This is a genomic window from Erwinia sp. 198 (assembly GCF_003937915.1).
In the GTDB taxonomy this organism is placed as follows: Bacteria; Pseudomonadota; Gammaproteobacteria; order Enterobacterales; family Enterobacteriaceae; genus Erwinia; species Erwinia aeris.
In genome coordinates, this window is the sequence record NZ_RHUM01000008.1 from 177,644 (window position 1) to 193,829 (window position 16,186).

Annotated in this window: 16 protein-coding genes; 7 read left to right on the forward strand and 9 right to left on the reverse strand. The window is 54.7% G+C overall.

Annotated features, from left to right (window positions below; all coding sequences use genetic code 11):
• Positions 1-28 precede the first annotated feature (28 nt).
• Positions 29-361, reverse strand: a complete 333-nt coding sequence (locus EGK14_RS13065; RefSeq protein WP_125289534.1) for a protealysin inhibitor emfourin — start codon at positions 359-361, stop codon at positions 29-31.
• Positions 358-1,371 (reverse strand): M4 family metallopeptidase, encoded by a 1,014-nt coding sequence (locus EGK14_RS13070; RefSeq protein ID WP_125289535.1) that lies wholly within the window; start codon positions 1,369-1,371, stop codon positions 358-360. The genes EGK14_RS13065 and EGK14_RS13070 overlap by 4 nt, the downstream gene beginning before the upstream one ends.
• 89 nt (positions 1,372-1,460) lie before the next feature.
• On the opposite strand from EGK14_RS13070, the gene EGK14_RS13075 reads away from it, so the two are divergent.
• The 3 genes from EGK14_RS13075 to EGK14_RS21300 are packed head-to-tail and all read left to right on the forward strand — an operon-like array spanning position 1,461 to position 2,098.
• Entirely contained in the window at positions 1,461-1,652 is a 192-nt protein-coding gene (locus EGK14_RS13075) for a hypothetical protein (protein WP_125289536.1), read from the forward strand.
• A 20-nt stretch (positions 1,653-1,672) separates the two neighbouring features.
• Positions 1,673-1,936, forward strand: coding sequence for a hypothetical protein (locus EGK14_RS13080; RefSeq protein ID WP_125289537.1), 264 nt, complete (start codon positions 1,673-1,675; stop codon positions 1,934-1,936).
• 9 nt (positions 1,937-1,945) lie between these two features.
• Positions 1,946-2,098 carry a hypothetical protein gene (locus tag EGK14_RS21300; protein ID WP_158616052.1) on the forward strand — a complete coding sequence of 51 codons (153 nt, stop codon included), beginning with the start codon at positions 1,946-1,948 and terminating at the stop codon, positions 2,096-2,098.
• A 112-nt stretch (positions 2,099-2,210) separates the two neighbouring features.
• On the opposite strand, the gene xseA is transcribed toward EGK14_RS21300, so the two are convergent.
• A complete protein-coding gene (xseA, locus tag EGK14_RS13085; protein WP_125289538.1) occupies positions 2,211-3,581 on the reverse strand; it encodes an exodeoxyribonuclease VII large subunit in 1,371 nt (456 codons plus the stop codon).
• Between the two features lie 170 nt (positions 3,582-3,751).
• Here xseA and guaB point away from each other — a divergent pair, with 170 nt between their 5' ends.
• Both guaB and guaA read left to right on the forward strand, forming a co-directional pair.
• Positions 3,752-5,218: an IMP dehydrogenase gene (gene guaB / locus EGK14_RS13090; RefSeq protein WP_125289539.1), complete on the forward strand. Its 1,467-nt coding sequence runs from the start codon at positions 3,752-3,754 to the stop codon at positions 5,216-5,218.
• 76 nt (positions 5,219-5,294) lie between these two features.
• On the forward strand, positions 5,295-6,875 hold the full coding sequence (gene guaA, locus EGK14_RS13095; protein ID WP_125289540.1) for a glutamine-hydrolyzing GMP synthase: 1,581 nt from the start codon (positions 5,295-5,297) through the stop codon (positions 6,873-6,875).
• A gap of 70 nt (positions 6,876-6,945) precedes the next feature.
• On the opposite strand, the gene EGK14_RS13100 is transcribed toward guaA, so the two are convergent.
• Entirely contained in the window at positions 6,946-7,887 is a 942-nt protein-coding gene (locus EGK14_RS13100; protein WP_125289621.1) for a LysR family transcriptional regulator, read from the reverse strand.
• Between the two features lie 61 nt (positions 7,888-7,948).
• On the opposite strand from EGK14_RS13100, the gene EGK14_RS13105 reads away from it, so the two are divergent.
• Together EGK14_RS13105 and EGK14_RS13110 are read left to right on the forward strand one after the other, a co-directional pair.
• Positions 7,949-8,932 (forward strand): aldo/keto reductase, encoded by a 984-nt coding sequence (locus EGK14_RS13105; protein ID WP_125289541.1) that lies wholly within the window; start codon positions 7,949-7,951, stop codon positions 8,930-8,932.
• Positions 8,929-10,116, forward strand: coding sequence for an MFS transporter (locus EGK14_RS13110; protein ID WP_125289542.1), 1,188 nt, complete (start codon positions 8,929-8,931; stop codon positions 10,114-10,116). The genes EGK14_RS13105 and EGK14_RS13110 overlap by 4 nt, the downstream gene beginning before the upstream one ends.
• Positions 10,117-10,427: 311 nt before the next feature.
• Here EGK14_RS13110 and EGK14_RS13115 read toward each other — a convergent pair whose 3' ends face one another.
• The 5 genes from EGK14_RS13115 to EGK14_RS13135 form a co-directional block, all read right to left on the reverse strand.
• On the reverse strand, positions 10,428-11,585 hold the full coding sequence (locus tag EGK14_RS13115; protein ID WP_199746434.1) for an epoxide hydrolase family protein: 1,158 nt from the start codon (positions 11,583-11,585) through the stop codon (positions 10,428-10,430).
• A 474-nt stretch (positions 11,586-12,059) separates the two neighbouring features.
• Entirely contained in the window at positions 12,060-13,022 is a 963-nt protein-coding gene (locus tag EGK14_RS13120; protein WP_125289543.1) for a GlxA family transcriptional regulator, read from the reverse strand.
• 57 nt (positions 13,023-13,079) lie between these two features.
• Entirely contained in the window at positions 13,080-13,856 is a 777-nt protein-coding gene (locus EGK14_RS13125; protein WP_125289623.1) for an MBL fold metallo-hydrolase, read from the reverse strand.
• Between the two features lie 506 nt (positions 13,857-14,362).
• Positions 14,363-15,802 (reverse strand): magnesium transporter, encoded by a 1,440-nt coding sequence (gene mgtE / locus EGK14_RS13130; RefSeq protein WP_125289544.1) that lies wholly within the window; start codon positions 15,800-15,802, stop codon positions 14,363-14,365.
• A gap of 101 nt (positions 15,803-15,903) precedes the next feature.
• On the reverse strand, positions 15,904-16,080 hold the full coding sequence (locus EGK14_RS13135; protein ID WP_125289545.1) for a YfgG family protein: 177 nt from the start codon (positions 16,078-16,080) through the stop codon (positions 15,904-15,906).
• Between the last annotated feature and the right edge of the window lie 106 nt (positions 16,081-16,186).

Below are 16,186 nucleotides of genomic sequence, written 5' to 3' on the forward strand. Positions count from 1 at the left end.
CGCCAGCAATGGCGGGGCTTTTTTCTGGCTACTGGCCGTCGTGCCAGAGCTGCACCAGTTCGGGCGGCGCCAGATCCTCAGGGATTAGGATCACCAGATTGCCGACCTGCTGCCGCGTGGCATAGCTGATTTCGATACGGTAATAGCGCTGATCGCCTCTTCCGGCGCGGCTTTGCTCTCCCGGCGGTTCTCCCAGCCGCAGCGCATGGCGCAGTACGCTGCACACATGTTCCCGCTGCGGAGGATCCAGTTGGGCCAGCGCGATGCGTCTTGGGCTGGACAGTTTAGGGATAAAAGCAAAACCGCCTTCGCGCGCCACGTCGATGACCGCGTCGTCGCTCAGTTCCGGAAGTGAATTCATAACACGCCAACCTCCTTCCAGGCATTTTCAATAGCCTGACCTACCGATTTATTAAAACGTTTCTGACCGTGATTAACAGTATACTGCGCGAAGGTTTTAAAGTCGGCATTCTGCGGCAGCGTTTTATCGCATACCGTATCATACCAGGCGTAGCCGGCCTGTTCCCAGGCGTAGCCGCCGAGCGTCTTCGCGGCCAGATAGAAAGCGCGGTTGGGAATGCCGGAGTTCAGATGCACGCCGCCGTTGTCTTCGCGCGTCTGGATATAGCCTTTCATATCCGCAGGCTGAGGATCTTTGCCCAGCAACGGATCGTCGTAGGCCGTTCCCGGCGCCGACATAGAGCGCAGTCCTTTGCCGTTAATGCCTTCGGCCAGCAGCCCTTCACCGATTAGCCAGTCCGCCCGGTCGGCCGTCTGCTTACGGCTGAACTGCTTAACCAGCGAGCCAAAAACGTCCGACAGCGATTCATTCAGCGCGCCGGCCTGCTCAAAGTAGATCAGTCCGGCTTCGGTTTCCGTTACGCCGTGCGCCAGCTCGTGGCCGACCACATCCAGCGCGATGGTAAAACGATTGAAAATTTCGCCGTCGCCGTCGCCGAACACCATTTGCTGACCGTTCCAGAAGGCGTTCTGATAGTCTTTGCCATAGTGCACGGTGCCTTTGAGCGTCAGCCCCTGATTATCCAGAGAATTACGCTTATAGGCCTGCCAGAAAAAGTCGTAGGTGACGCCAAGATAGTCGTAAGCCTCATTGACGGCAACGTCGTTATTGCCTGACTGGCCTTCGCTGCGCACCAGCGTACCGGGAAGATTTTGGGTCTGCTCTGAATCATAGATTTCCCGCTGAACCTGGCCCGGCGCGGCGGTTTTTGCCCCGTCCGGTTTGGCCCAGGTTTCCGCCATCAGCGTCTGCACGTGCGCCAGAGTCTGACGCGCGCAGCTCTGCTGCAGGCCGGAGCCGTTATCAATGATTTTGCTAAGCATATAGGGAGGGATGACGCCGTAATGCATACCATGCTCCTTGGTCCATCGTAAATGTCCAAAAAGTATAGTGGCTGCTTTGCGTACGCGCATAAACAGGCCTGCGGTATATTCGCACCATGTCTGCACAAGCCGCCACAGCCTGGGTTCTCGTCAACGTAATGCAGGGCGTCAGAGCGATAAGGCAGCCAGAAATCCCAAACTGGACAGGCCATTTTATACAAAACCAGCCTTTTTTCTTAAAAGATATCATCAGTGCCGGAATTGATTTTCCTGATGTTGCTAAGGCCTTTACTGTCGGTATTGGATAATTATCGTAAAAGGACATGTTATGGAAAACGGTTTTAGTATTGCGATGATGCCGGTACAGCTTGCGGCTGTAATAGCAGATGAAACCGCTACAGGGGATTCAGTCAGCAACCGCACAGGGGACGGAGTAGGATTTCTGGGAAGCGTATCCAAACTTGCCAGCGCGACTGCCCTGTGTCTGGTACCTGAGCCTGGAGATTTAACTAAGGCGGGCTGCATTGTCATGGGCGCTCACAGTCTGGACGGGATCGGTTCATCCGCTTATCAGGTGTACACCGGCAAATAAAAAGCATCAATGACCGCCCGCGCCACGGCGGGTATTGCTAAGGATCCCGGCGCTTCTGACAACGCTACTGAGCAGACTGGGATAGCTGTCGATATGATCATTCCGTTCGCCGTGGCTGGATTTCCTGAGCTGGCTGTCGGCTTATTTAAAGCAAAAACGTAATGAGTAGATGGACGGCCCGCCAGCTGGCGGGCATTATCACTCCCGGCTACTTTCTGAATGCAAAACCGGCATCGCTTTCTTTACTCTGCCATCGATCATCAGTCTGCAGGCCTCATGCCTTTTTAGCGCGGGCTTTTTTAACGGGCGTGACCGCCGTAACTTCGCTCTCTATCCAGCCGTCGCTCAGCCGGGTTTTCAGCCTGTCGCCCGCCTTCAGCTGCGCGGCCTTTTTAATTGCCTGGCCGTCGGCTGCCGTCGTGACGCTAAAGCCGCGCGCCAGCGTTGCCAGCGGGCTGACGCCTTCCAGCTGCGCCGTCAGCGTGGCGAACTGCTGTTTGCCGCCGTTGAGCTGCGCCTGCATCGCCTGCTGTAAACGGTAGCGCCACTGCTGAAGCTGCTGCTGCGCGCGATAAAGCCGGTTCTGCGGCTGCGAGGCGGCAAGCCGCTGCGAGGCCTGTTCCTGCTGACGAGCGGCCTGGCGCAGCCGCAGCTGCATGGCGTCATCCAGCCTGCGGTGAAGCCGCATCAGCGTCGTCTGCTGGCGCGCCAGCCGCAGCTGGGGATGCTGCTGCTGTAAACGGTGGTGCAGGCGGGTAAAGGTGCGGTTCTGCTGCGCAAGATAGTAGTCCATCGCCATTTCCAGCCTTGTCTGCTGCGACTGAAGCTGGCGCAGCAGTTCAAGCTGGTTGCGGCTGACCAGCTCGGCCGCCGCAGAAGGGGTGGGCGCGCGCAGATCCGCCACGAAGTCGGCGATGGTCACGTCGGTTTCGTGCCCTACGGCGCTGACGATAGCGATGCGGCTGGCGAAAATCGCCCGCGCCACGCGCTCGTCGTTGAAGCTCCACAGATCTTCCAGCGAGCCGCCGCCGCGCCCGACGATCAGCACGTCGCACTCTGCGCGCTGGTTGGCCAGCTCAATGGCGCGCACGATGCTGGCTGGCGCATCCGCGCCCTGAACCGGCGTGGGATAAATCACCACCGGCAGTGAAGGGTCGCGACGGTGTAAAACCCGCAGCACATCGTGCAGCGCCGCGCCGGTGGCAGAGGTGATCACGCCTACCTGGCGTGCCGGATCGGGCAGCGGCTGCTTATGGCTCTGTTCAAACAGGCCTTCGCTCGCCAGCTTTTGCTTCAGCTGTTCAAACTGCTGCTGAAGCAGGCCGTCGCCGGCAGGCTGCATACTTTCAGCAATCAGCTGATAGTCGCCGCGAGGTTCATAAAGCGTGATGGTGGCCCTGACCAGCACCTGCTGGCCGTTTTGCGGCCGAAAGGTTACGCGGCGGTTGCTGTTGCGGAACATCGCGCAGCGTACCTGTGCGCCGTCGTCCTTCAGCGTAAAATACCAGTGGCCGGAAGAGGGCTGGGAAAAGTTAGAGATCTCGGCGCTCAGCCAGACCTGGCCCATCTCCATTTCCAGCAGCTTGCGCACCGTGGTATTCAGGCGGCTGACGGTAAAAATATTGGCGGTTGGCGGTAGCGACATGTGATAGAGATCAAACTTTAAATCAGAGGGTTAATTAACCGATACTACATGCCTGACGGGAGGGATCAAGACTTTTTCGTAAATAATGCTGGAGGCAATCGATTACGCCCTGTATAATGCCGCGGCAATATTTTACAAGTTCTCATTCACCCTGAGGTTGAGATATTGCCATGCTAAGAATCGCTAAAGAAGCCCTGACATTTGACGACGTGCTGCTCGTTCCCGCTCATTCGACTGTGTTGCCTAATACGGCCGACCTCAGTACCCAGCTTACCAAAACCATTCGCCTGAATATTCCTATGCTCTCTGCGGCTATGGACACCGTGACCGAAGCGGGCCTGGCTATTGCGCTGGCGCAGGAAGGCGGGCTGGGCTTCATTCATAAAAATATGTCTGTGGAGCGCCAGGCGGAAGAAGTCCGCAAGGTGAAGAAACATGAAAGCGGCGTGGTGACCGATCCGCAAACCGTGCTGCCCGGTACGGCGCTGAGCGAAGTGAAGCTGCTGACCGAGCGTAACGGCTTCGCGGGCTATCCCGTGGTTAACGACGACAACGAGCTGGTAGGCATCATCACCGGTCGTGACGTGCGCTTTGTCACCGATATGAGCCTGCCGGTTTCGGCGGTGATGACGCCAAAAGAGCGCCTGGTCACCGTTCGCGAAGGCGAAGCGCGCGAAGTCGTGCTGCAAAAGATGCACGAAAAACGCATCGAAAAAGCGCTGGTAGTGGACGATGCTTTCCATCTGCTGGGCATGATCACCGTTAAAGATTTCCAGAAAGCCGAACGTAAGCCTAACGCCTGTAAAGACCAGGCCGGTCGTCTGCGCGTCGGCGCAGCGGTAGGCGCGGGCGCGGGCAACGAAGAGCGCGTGGATGCGCTGGTCGCGGCTGGCGTTGATGTGCTGCTGATTGACTCTTCTCACGGCCACTCTGAAGGCGTATTGCAGCGTATCCGTGAAACCCGTGCAAAATATCCTGACCTGCAGATCCTCGGCGGCAACGTCGCGACCGGCGCTGGCGCGCTGGCGCTGGTTGAGGCTGGCGTAAGCGCGGTGAAAGTGGGTATCGGCCCTGGCTCCATCTGTACCACCCGTATCGTCACCGGCGTGGGCGTGCCGCAGATCACTGCGGTTTCTGACGCGGTCGCCGCGCTGGAAGGCACCGGTATTCCTGTGATTGCCGACGGCGGCATCCGCTTCTCCGGCGATATCGCCAAGGCGATTGCGGCCGGCGCCAGCGCGGTCATGGTCGGCTCTATGCTGGCGGGCACCGAAGAATCGCCGGGCGAAATCGAACTGTACCAGGGCCGCTCGTTCAAATCCTATCGCGGCATGGGCTCGCTGGGCGCGATGTCCAAAGGCTCTTCTGACCGTTACTTCCAGACCGATAACGCGGCGGACAAGCTGGTGCCGGAAGGTATCGAAGGCCGCGTGGCCTATAAAGGCCGTCTGAAAGAGATCGTACATCAGCAGATGGGCGGCCTGCGCTCCTGTATGGGCCTGACCGGCTGCGGCACCATTGAAGCGCTGCGCACCAAAGCGGAATTCGTTCGCATCAGCGGCGCGGGCATTACCGAAAGCCACGTGCACGACGTCACCATCACCAAAGAGTCGCCAAACTACCGCATGGGTTCCTGATAACCCGGCCTGATGCCCGGCGCTGACCGGGCATTTTACTTAATCCTGTATTTGTTTATCGCTCTGGAATAGCCCAATGACCACGGAAAATATCCATAAACACCGCATCCTGATCCTTGATTTCGGCTCGCAGTATACGCAGCTGGTGGCACGCCGCGTGCGCGAGCTGGGCGTCTACTGTGAACTTTGGGCGTGGGACGTCACTGAAGAGCAGATCCGCCAGTTTAATCCAAACGGCATCATTCTTTCCGGCGGCCCGGAAAGCACCACCGAACACAACAGCCCGCGCGCGCCGGAATACGTTTTCAACGCGGGCGTGCCGGTATTCGGCGTTTGCTACGGGATGCAGACCATGGCGCTGCAGCTTGGCGGCAAGGTGGAAGGCTCCAGCGAGCGCGAGTTTGGCTATGCGCAGGTAGAAGTTGGCGTGGACAGCGCGCTGACTCGCGGCATTGAAGATTCCCTGAGCGCGGACGGCAAACCGCTGCTGGACGTCTGGATGAGCCACGGCGACAAAGTTACCGCTATTCCATCCGACTTTGTAACCGTTGCCAGCACCGAAAGCTGCCCGTTTGCCATTATGGCTAACGAAGAGAAGCGCCTGTATGGCGTACAGTTCCACCCGGAAGTGACGCACACGCGTCAGGGCCAGCGAATGCTGGAGCGTTTTGTGCTGGAAATCTGCCAGTGTGAAGCGCTGTGGACGCCGGCAAAAATCATCGAAGATGCGGTTGAGCGTTTGCGCGTGCAGGTGGGTAACGACAGGGTGATCCTGGGTCTGTCCGGCGGCGTAGACTCTTCCGTTACCGCGATGCTGCTGCACCGCGCCATCGGCGATCGTCTGACCTGCGTATTCGTCGACAACGGCCTGCTGCGCCTGAACGAAGCGGAGCAGGTGCTGGAGATGTTCGGCGATCACTTTGGCCTGAACATTGTGCACGTGGAAGGCGAAAAACGTTTCCTGGACGCGCTGGCCGGCGTCGACGAGCCGGAAGCCAAGCGGAAAATCATCGGCCGCGTCTTCGTGGAAGTGTTCGATGAAGAGGCGCTGAAGCTGGAAGACGTGAAGTGGCTGGCGCAGGGCACCATCTATCCGGACGTGATCGAATCCGCCGCTTCTGCCACCGGCAAAGCGCACGTTATCAAGTCGCACCATAACGTGGGCGGCCTGCCGAAAGAGATGAAGATGGGCCTGGTTGAACCGCTGCGTGAGCTGTTCAAAGACGAAGTGCGTAAAATCGGCCTGGAGCTTGGCCTGCCGTACAACATGCTTTACCGTCATCCGTTCCCTGGACCCGGTCTGGGCGTGCGCGTGCTGGGCGAAGTGAAGAAAGAGTATTGCGATCTGCTGCGTCGCGCCGATGCGATCTTTATCGAAGAGCTGCACAAGGCCGATCTGTATAACAAGGTTAGCCAGGCATTCACCGTATTCCTGCCGGTGCGTTCTGTAGGCGTAATGGGCGACGGGCGTAAGTATGACTGGGTGGTTTCGCTGCGGGCGGTAGAAACCATCGACTTTATGACCGCGCACTGGGCGCATCTGCCTTATGAGTTCCTGGGCCGCGTCTCTAACCGCATCATCAATGAAATCAACGGCATTTCCCGCGTGGTTTACGATATCTCCGGCAAGCCGCCGGCGACGATCGAGTGGGAATAAAGCTGGTTATAAATAGCTAATCAGGTCTTAGAAAATAATTGAAATGCCGGTCAGTTTCTGACTGGCATTTTTATGGGGATAATGATTGTTGGTTTTCAGAAATAATCGCCTCCAGAAAATCGACAACAGCTCTAACTCTACGTGAGTGTGCTAAATCTGAGTGAATAGCCAACCAAACAGGCTGATCACAACCCACATCTTCTTGCACACAAACCAGGTTTTTTTTCCTGGAGGTAAAATGAGGGAGTATAGCCATACCAATCCCCGCCTCTACAGCGCTCATTTGTGCCGATAGACTGGTTGTGATTAAGCGGCAAGGCTTTCCTCTCAACATTTTTGTTAAGCATTGCGCTGCTGGCAAATTTTGCTGCATTTCAGACCACCCGATGAAATCATCATGTTCGAAAGACAGGCTGGCGGTGTCTGAACTCTTTCTGTTGTTTGCGTAGTTTTGTGAGGCATAAAGCCCAAACCCTAGTGTACCTAATCGACGGATGCTCACATTTCCACGTTCCGGTCTTACCATACGTAAGGCAATATCAGCATCGCGTCGGTGCAGGTTAACAGTGGATACGCTCGTGATTATCTCCACGGTTAAATTTGGATGAGCAGCAATAAGTTTTGGCATGGCTGGAATAATGAGATGATCGGCTAATCCTTGCGCTGTTGCCAGGCGTACATGACCCATTACTTCATCATTATTACGATAAGTCGTATCTCCAAAAGCAAATCCAGCCTGCTCCAGGGCTTCAGCCGGTGAAATCAGATCGCTGCCTTCATCGGTTAATGTATAGCCCTGTTGATCACGCGTAAATAAGCGAACCTGTAGCGCAGACTCCAGACGTTCTAAACGTCGAGAGGTGGTGGCAATCCCCAAATTTAATCGTTTTGCTGCGTGACTTAATGTGCCTTCTCGAGCGATGGCGAGAAATATTCTGGCATCATCCCAATTCAAAGATGGCGTACTGTTCTGGTTTCCATTTTCGGAAATCTGATTGCGGTTTGTGTGCATATGAATCTCCACTTTCGGAAAATATACTGAATATCTCAACGTAAACCAAGGGATATCAATCATGAAGAAACGTGTATTAGGTCAAAGCCTTGAAGTCTCCGAGATAGGATTAGGCTGTATGGGCATGAGTGAATTCTATGGGCCTGGAAATGACGCCGAATCCAGGGCGGTACTCCATAAAGCTGTTGATCTTGGCTGCACTTTTTTAGATACCGCAGATACTTATGGTCATTATCATAACGAGCAGCTACTTGGGGAGTTTTTGAAAGAAAGCCGTGCTGAAATTAAAGTTGCGACTAAGTGTGGAATTGTACGCCGTCCTGGGGAGTACCAACGAGTAATTGATAACAGTCCGGATTATATTCGCCGTGCTTGTGAGAGTTCGCTACGCCGCTTAGGCGTTGAATGCATCGACTTATACTATATCCATCGACTGGATCCTCATGTGCCTATAGAAACAACCGTTTTTACGTTGTCTCAATTGGTCAAGGAGGGGAAAATTGCAAATATTGGTTTATCTGAGGTCAGCGCAAGTACGCTGAGAAAAGCGCATGCTGTTCATCCAATTAGTGCCGTGCAGACCGAGTATTCACTGTGGACCCGTGATGTGGAGCAAGATGTTTTGCCAACCTGTAGAGAATTAGGTATTGGTTTTGTGCCTTATTCCCCATTAGGGCGTGGTTTTTTGACAGGGAATATTACGCCTGACAGTGACTTTACTCCTGAAGATGCAAGACAATCATTACCGAGATTCACTCCTGATAACCTAAGAGCGAACCTTCCGCTAACAAGGGTGGTTGCTGGCATGGCCAGTAGTAAGTCATGCTCATCGGCACAAATTGCATTGGCATGGTTATTAGCACAAGGGCCTGACATCGTACCTATTCCGGGCACAAAGAAAATGAAGCATTTGGTCGATAACCTGCGGGCTCCTGATGTCGTATTAACGGCAGCGGATTTGGCCCGCATTGAATCTGCCATGCGGAAATTTCAGCCCTCAGGGGAGCGTTATACAACTGAAGGTATGAAAGGAGTGAACGCTTGAGCCCGTCAAATTACACAAATTGGCGCAGCTGGGTCGCTGTTTTTATGCTTGGTATTGCGTCATTTACGGTTGTTGCTACTGAGTTAGCACCAATAGGTATGTTGTCTTCCATTGCACAGGATATGCAGCAGAGCACGAGCTCTACAGGGTTAGTTGTTACATTGTATGCATGGCTTGGTGCCGCTGCTGCTTTAATTTCAGTCATGATGATTAGCCATTTACCCCGCCGACCATTGTTAGTGGGACTGATGCTATTGTTGGGGTTGTCTAATGGTATGGCAGCTGTCAGTTATAGTTTTAGCGTATTGCTGGCTGCCAGGCTTGTCGGTGCTCTTGCTCATGGTGCTTTCTGGGCAATGATTGGCACTTTGGGCGCACAGTTGGTCTCAAAAAGTAGCGTGGGGAAAGCCACTGCCATTATTTTCGGGGGTGTTTCAACCGCGAGTGTTTTAGGCGTCCCAATGATTAATTGGATAAGCGCTGATGCTGGTTGGCGATTATCATTTTCACTTTTAGGAATATTATCTGTTGTTACGGCATTAACTCTGGCTCTGAGTCTTCCGCATGTGTCAGGTATACCGCGTTTGGGAAGGGGGCAACTCTTCTCTGTGTTTCGAAATTCGAAGTTGAGAATCGTATACCTCATTGCGGCTTGTGGTATCGTTTCACACTTTGCTGCATTTACTTATGTTGAGGTGCTACTTTCTTCTGTGATTGCTCTGCCAAACAGTTGGGTCTCTATTTGCCTGTTGACATTTGGTGTTGCTGGTATACTCGGTAACTTCATGTGCGGAATGTATATAGACAACCACTTAAAAAGAGTCCTTAGCACAGGGCTTTTACTTATTTCATTGTGTTTGACGTTAATTAGCTTTCCGACTGTTAACGGCAAAGTCACTACATTGCTGCTCGTATCCGGATGGGGGCTTGGTGTTGCGATACTATTCGTTGGCCTTCAAACATGGATCATCCTATTAGCAAAAGACGATGCTTTACCAGCTTCAGCTATCTATGCTGCTATATTCAATGGCGCTCTTGGTATAGGGGCCGTATCAGGAGCAGGAATTTTAGACCATTGGAATATTAGTACGCTTTATTTATCTGCTTCATTAATTACGCTGCTAAGTCTTGCTTTGGTGGTTGTTAGTAATAAAGGGCCTACGGAACAAGCTACTATGGTATAAGTTCGGAAAGTCTTTAAATACATCGACGAGCAGCAAAAAATCAAAAAAAGTTTGCGCATGGTATAGATGAGGGTATCGATAAAAGCTGCCTTTCTGACTGGCTGTTATTTAGATTCATTTCCTTCTGGTTGATGTTCGAGTGGGAATAGTACTGTAGTTAACCGCCTGTTTTTATTGCTGTAATAATCTCAGGCGGTGAGTTTTCTGCGTCATCAATGGTTTTGGTGCGCAGTGAAGTCCTCATCAGAAAATCCCCCTGATACCCTGTTCAGTTGGTTAATGCTGACAGGGTATCAGGCACGCCTGTCCGCTCAACGCAGCAAGCGGAAAGTCTCACGCACATGGTCGGTAAGCACTGCCGGGTTTTCCATAGCGGCGAAGTGGCCGCCGTGCTCAGCTTCCGCAAAGAACCTCAGATCCTCGAAACGCGCCTGCGCCCAGCGCCGTGAGAGGCGAAGCAGCTCGCCTGGAAACATGCTCACGCCCGCAGGAGTGGGTATGGCGGAAGCGGGGCCCTGCTTTTGCATTTCACGTATTCCTTCCCAATAGAAGCGAACCGAGCTTGGGCCGGCATTTGGCAGCCAGTACAGCATGATGTCATCGATCAGGGCATTGATGTCGATCGCCCGCTCAGGTTCGCCGCCGCTGTCGGAGGCGTCCTGAAACAGCGCGTATATCCATGCAGCCAGGCCCACGGGGGAGTCCGCCAGGGCAAAGCCTACCGACTGCGGGCGGGTGCTTTGCACCTTCATATAGCCCGAAAGCTCCTGGTCGTAGCGTTGCGCATCAGCCAGCATGCGCTGCTCTTCAGGGGTGGCCTGTGCGATTTCATCCCGGGTCGGCTGATACATCACCATGTTCAGGTGAATGCCGACCAGGCCTGGCGGGCGCAGGTGCCCAAGGACGGTGGTCACGGCCGATCCCCAGTCTCCGCCCTGTGCAGCCCAGCGCTGGCCATAGCCCAAACGCTCCATTAGCTGCACCCAGGCGCTGGCGGTTCTACCCACGCCCCAGCCCGGGGAGGCTGGCTTATCACTGAAACCAAAACCCGGTAGCGCAGGGATAACCAAATGGAACGCGTCGCTGGCTTGTCCCCCATATGCTGTAGGGTCGGTAAGCGGGCCGATCATTGCTCTGAATTCAAGAACAGAGCCTGGCCACCCATGGGTCATCAGCAGGGGAAGGGCGTCGGAATGGGGTGAGCGAATATGCAGGAAGTGAATGCCAAGGCCGTCGATCTCGGTGCGGCTGCTGTTCCACTGGTTGAGTTGGGTTTCAGTGGCGCGCCAGTCATAGTCTTTTTGCCAGTGCGCTACCAGAGCGCGAAGACGTTCAAGCTTCGGCCCCTGGCTGTTGTCGCATACGGTTTCCGGATCCGGCCACCGGGTTTGCGCCAGGCGCTGGGCCAGATCGTCAAGCTGTGCCTGGGGAATGTGAATGGGGAAGGACTCTACAGGACTAGTCATCATTTGATTCCTTGCATACAGGTGTGGGCCAGTGTGTTGCGGATGAAAAGCTCATTCCCGCAGGCCATAGCGAGCGTTATCCGGATTGAGCCGCTATCTTGCAGGTAACCCTGCCGGGCGGGAAAGGGAGTTACGCGCGCTACGCTGATAAGGGCGGACAGCGTACCGATGTTGCCGGGTGGTGTGATCCATAAAGCCCCTGTTGGTTAGTGGATGCGGATAAGTAAAACAACGGTTACGCGCGTTGATTTATCTGACGTTACCGTTTAATTAACGAACAAACAAGGCATGGATAAGTTGCAGGTCATGTCGTTGATCCATTCCAGGCTTTATTATCATGTCCTGCCGGACGGGGGAAACGCCATACCGCTATTGCCATTGGCTGCACGCTGACGGAGCGGAAAATCGCCGTTGTCGCCCCATAACCAGAGCTTTGCAGGCGCGCGCAGCAGCTTCTCATCAGCGGTCTCCTGTTCTCTACAGCAGCGCAGTCGGCCCCCTGAAGGCCCGGCGCCATTCGCTGGGGCTGACAGCAAACCGGTGTTTAAAATTCTGGCGGAACGACACCGGCGACTGAAATCCCGACATGGCTGCCACCACCTCAATACTGTGATCCGTCGACTCCAGCAGCACCTGGCTACGCTGAAGCCGCTCGCCGATCAGCCAGTCGCTCAGCGTCAGACCGGTAGCGGCAAAAAAGTGGCGGGTCAGGGTGCGGCGGCTCATATTGCAAAAGGCTGCCAGCGAATCGATAGTGTGCGGTCTTTCGAGGTTTCTGCGCAGATAGCCGATCAGGTCGTTAATCGCATTATCGCGAGTGGTTTCCGGAACGGGGCGCTCGATATACTGCGCCTGTCCGCCTTCCCGATAGGGCGGCATTACCATGCGTCTGGCGACCTTGTTGGCTAACACGCTGCCATAATGGTCGCGCACGATACTCAGGCAGCAGTCGATGCCGGCAGCCGTACCGGCGGAAGTGGTCAGGCGCTCATCAGTGATATAGAGCGCGTTGGTATCAAGATGCACCTGCGGAAAGCGTTCCCTGAAGTCTTTTTCATATTCCCAGTGGGTGGCCGCCCGTCGGTTTTCCAGCAGGCCTGCATAGGCCAGCACGTAGGTGCCCAGACATAATCCCACTATTTCTGCGCCGCGTCGCCAGGCTGCTTTTAGCGCGCTCAGCAGGGCCGGAGAAGGTTTTTCTTCCGGACGATCCCAGAAAGGCACCACGATAATATCGGCCTTTTCCAACAGCGCCAGCCCGTGTTTTACATTAATAAACAGGCCAATATCGGACAGAACGTTGCCGGGCGTTTCCGCACAGATTTGCAGATCGAAGCGCTCCGGCTCGGGCAGCGCCTTGCCGAAAACGATACAGGGGACGGAAAAGTGAAAGGTGCTGACTCCGGCAGTGGCAATCACGGCAACAACAGGAACGGTCACGTTTTTTCTCCTGACTGGGCTGGGAACCCGCCGAGCTGAACAGGTTCCCCAAAAGCATCAGAATACCAGCGTTTCGCCATCTTCAGGCGCATGCACGCTCTGTTGCATACCCTTTTGCTGAGCAAACTCACGGATCGCTGCGCGGGTCAGCACGCAGTGATTGACGGCTTCCAGATGCGAAGCCACGATCGTTGCCTCCGGCAGCATTTGGTGAGTACGCAGGATATCTTCGGTGCCCATGATAATGGCGCCATAACCATCGACCTGAGCAAAACCGGCATTGAGCACCACGACGTCCGGCCGGTGGCTTTGCAGGCTTTCTTCATAAGGTTTCACCCAGATAGTATCGCCAGCGATATACAGCACTTTTTCATCGGCGTGGCGGAACACCAGGCCGCATGCATCACCCAGCATGGCAGCCATTTCCGGGTTTGCATAGGCCTCATCGCTGCCGTGCTGTCCGTCCGTTTTAATGATAGTAACGCCTTCATAGCTGTTTTCCGTCGTCAACACGCGGACGTTGGTAAAGCCCTGGCTGCGGATCAGCGCGGCATCCGCGTCGTGCTGGGTAAAAATAAGCTTGTCGTCAGGAATAAGCTGCTGCGCCGCATCGTCCCAGTGGTCGAGGTGAGTATGGGTCACGATCACCGCATCGACGTTTAGCAGGGCATCAACGGCAACCGGCAGCGCCACCAGCGGGTTACGCAGATGAGGACGTGCCGTTCCGGGAAAGCCCGGCCAGGCTTCTTTTTCAGCCAGCATGGGATCGATAAGAAATTTTTTTCCGGCATATTCAAGAATAAGCGTGGCGTTTCGGATTTGCGTCAGTTTCATCATTTTTTTCCTTCTGTGGTCTGTTTCCGCGTAGCGAAATGGTTTTAAGCAGGTACGGAAGCAGTATAAGAAGGATCAGCAGCGAGGCGTGAGTAGCCCGACGGTCAATAAGCGATGAGATTGGGCCAACCTGAAAGCGGCGGCGAGCCGGGCCGTTATAATCAAGTCCGCAGCTGAAATAGACTGCGTTTTTTTGTCTCTACTCCCGGTTAAATAACAATATCGCCGTGCCAGGAATGAAAGGGGACGCACAAATTAGCGGCAATCCTTTTGCAGGCGACAGGAAAAATATGCCAGGTTGCCTCATGCAATGGATAATTAACCGGCAGATATTACGAGATGCCTTTTAACAGGCAACGCCGTGAAACAGGCACCGAGCTTTGCTTGTTTTAAAGTGCTGGCGGCATGGCGTCTCTTCAGAGAGTATCGGGCGAGGATAAAAGAGCGGCCGTGGGGCACAGGCACAAAAGCGAACAGACTTTATGCCCGCGCCCCGGAGGAGGCTGTTACTTATGCAGTAAAAAAATCGTCGCCAGGCCTAAGAAAATGAAAAAGCCGCCGGTATCGGTCAGCGCGGTAATCAGTACGCTGGAGCCGACTGCCGGATCGCGTTTTAGTTTGGTCATAATCAGCGGAATAAGGACGCCCATCAGCGCCGCCAGTAGCAGGTTCAGCACCATCGCCAGCATCATTACGCCGCCCAGCGCCGGATTGCCGTACATCGCCCAGGTGACGCCGCCCATAATACCGCCCCAGCAAAGACCGTTAATCAACGCCACGCCGAGCTCACGCGCGATCAAAAACGAAAAGTTACCTGGCTCGACCTGATGCAGCGCCAGCGCGCGCACGATCATGGTAATGGTCTGATTGCCGGTATTGCCGCCGATCCCGGCTACGATGGGCATCAGCGTCGCCAGCGCCACCAGCTGGGAAATCGTATCCTCAAACAAACCGATCACGCGTGAGGCGACAAAGGCTGTACAGAGGTTGACTGCCAGCCATGTCCAGCGAGTGCGTACTGCTTTCCTGACCGGGGCGAAAACGTCCTCGTCAGGGTTTACGCCGCCCATCTTACGAATATTGCTGTCGTTCGCCTCGTTAACCAGGTCGATAACGTCTTCAATAGTGACGCGCCCCATCAGCTTACCTTTGGCATCGATAACGGCGGCAGAGATCAGATCGTAACGCTCAAACGCGCCCGCCGCGTCTTCAGCCTTGTCATCCAGCCGAAAGGTCACAGGCCTGTCGTTCATCACCTCGAAAACGCGTTTGCCGGGCTTGTTCAGCAGAATATCCATCAGCGTCAGCTCGCCCAACAGCATATTGTTTTCGTCGGTAATAAAAAGCTTATCGGTGCCTTCCGGCATCACTTTCTTCCGTCGCAGATAGCGCTGTACGGTTGCAAGTTTGATATCGGCCGGTACGGTAACCAGCTTAAAGTCCATGATGCGACCGACGCGGTCGCGGTCGAAATCCATCACTTCCAGCACGCGTGAACGCTGCGCCGGATCGAGCGAGGTCAGCAGCCGGCCCGTTAAATCACGCGATAAATACTTGGCGAGATAAACCTGTTCATCAATATCCAGCGGTTCAATCGCCTGGAGCAGATCGCGATCGCTCATCTCCTCGATCAGGCTTTCCCAGACGTTTTCAGATGCTTCGACCAGCACTTCGCCGCGTCGGTTAGTGCCGACCAGCTGCCAGAGCGCCTGGCGTTCCTCTTCCGGCAGCGCTTCCAGCAGGTCGGCGATATCCGCAGCGTGCAGCAGCGGCAGGTAATCTCTCAGCTCCTGTACCTGCTCCTGATGCGCTGCAGCTTCGGCTTCGCTTTGTTTCAGCGGTTTGCGAAGCAGCGTATCCACCAGGTCGTTATCGTTGAGCAGAAGGTTAAGTATACGGTTACGGATTTCAGCAAGCTGCTGAGCATGTGACTGAGCTACAGACATAAAAATTCCCTTGTGTCTGGCAAAAGCGGACAAAGAAGTAAGTATTGCTTAATTTGAGCGGATGACCGGAATAAGTTGCGCTTTTTCAGGCGGCCTGGCCGCTATTTAGCGCCGGGGGCAGAGACCGTCGTTTCCTGCTGTTTTTGTTTGTGGTGTTCGATAGCTCCGGGCAGCACATAAAGCAGACGTGCTGCCAGGATAATAAAGCTGACCAGCAAAACGATCCGGGTCATACGGCTTGTTTTACGCTGTTTTCTGAATGGCATGGCGCGGTTCACGCAAGTTTCCTGAAGTTAGCCCGTAGGCAATTGCACAATTTAGACACAGTGCGGTCGCCAGGTCAATGCCGATCGCCCGAAGAGAAGGGCTTTGTTCAGACACGCG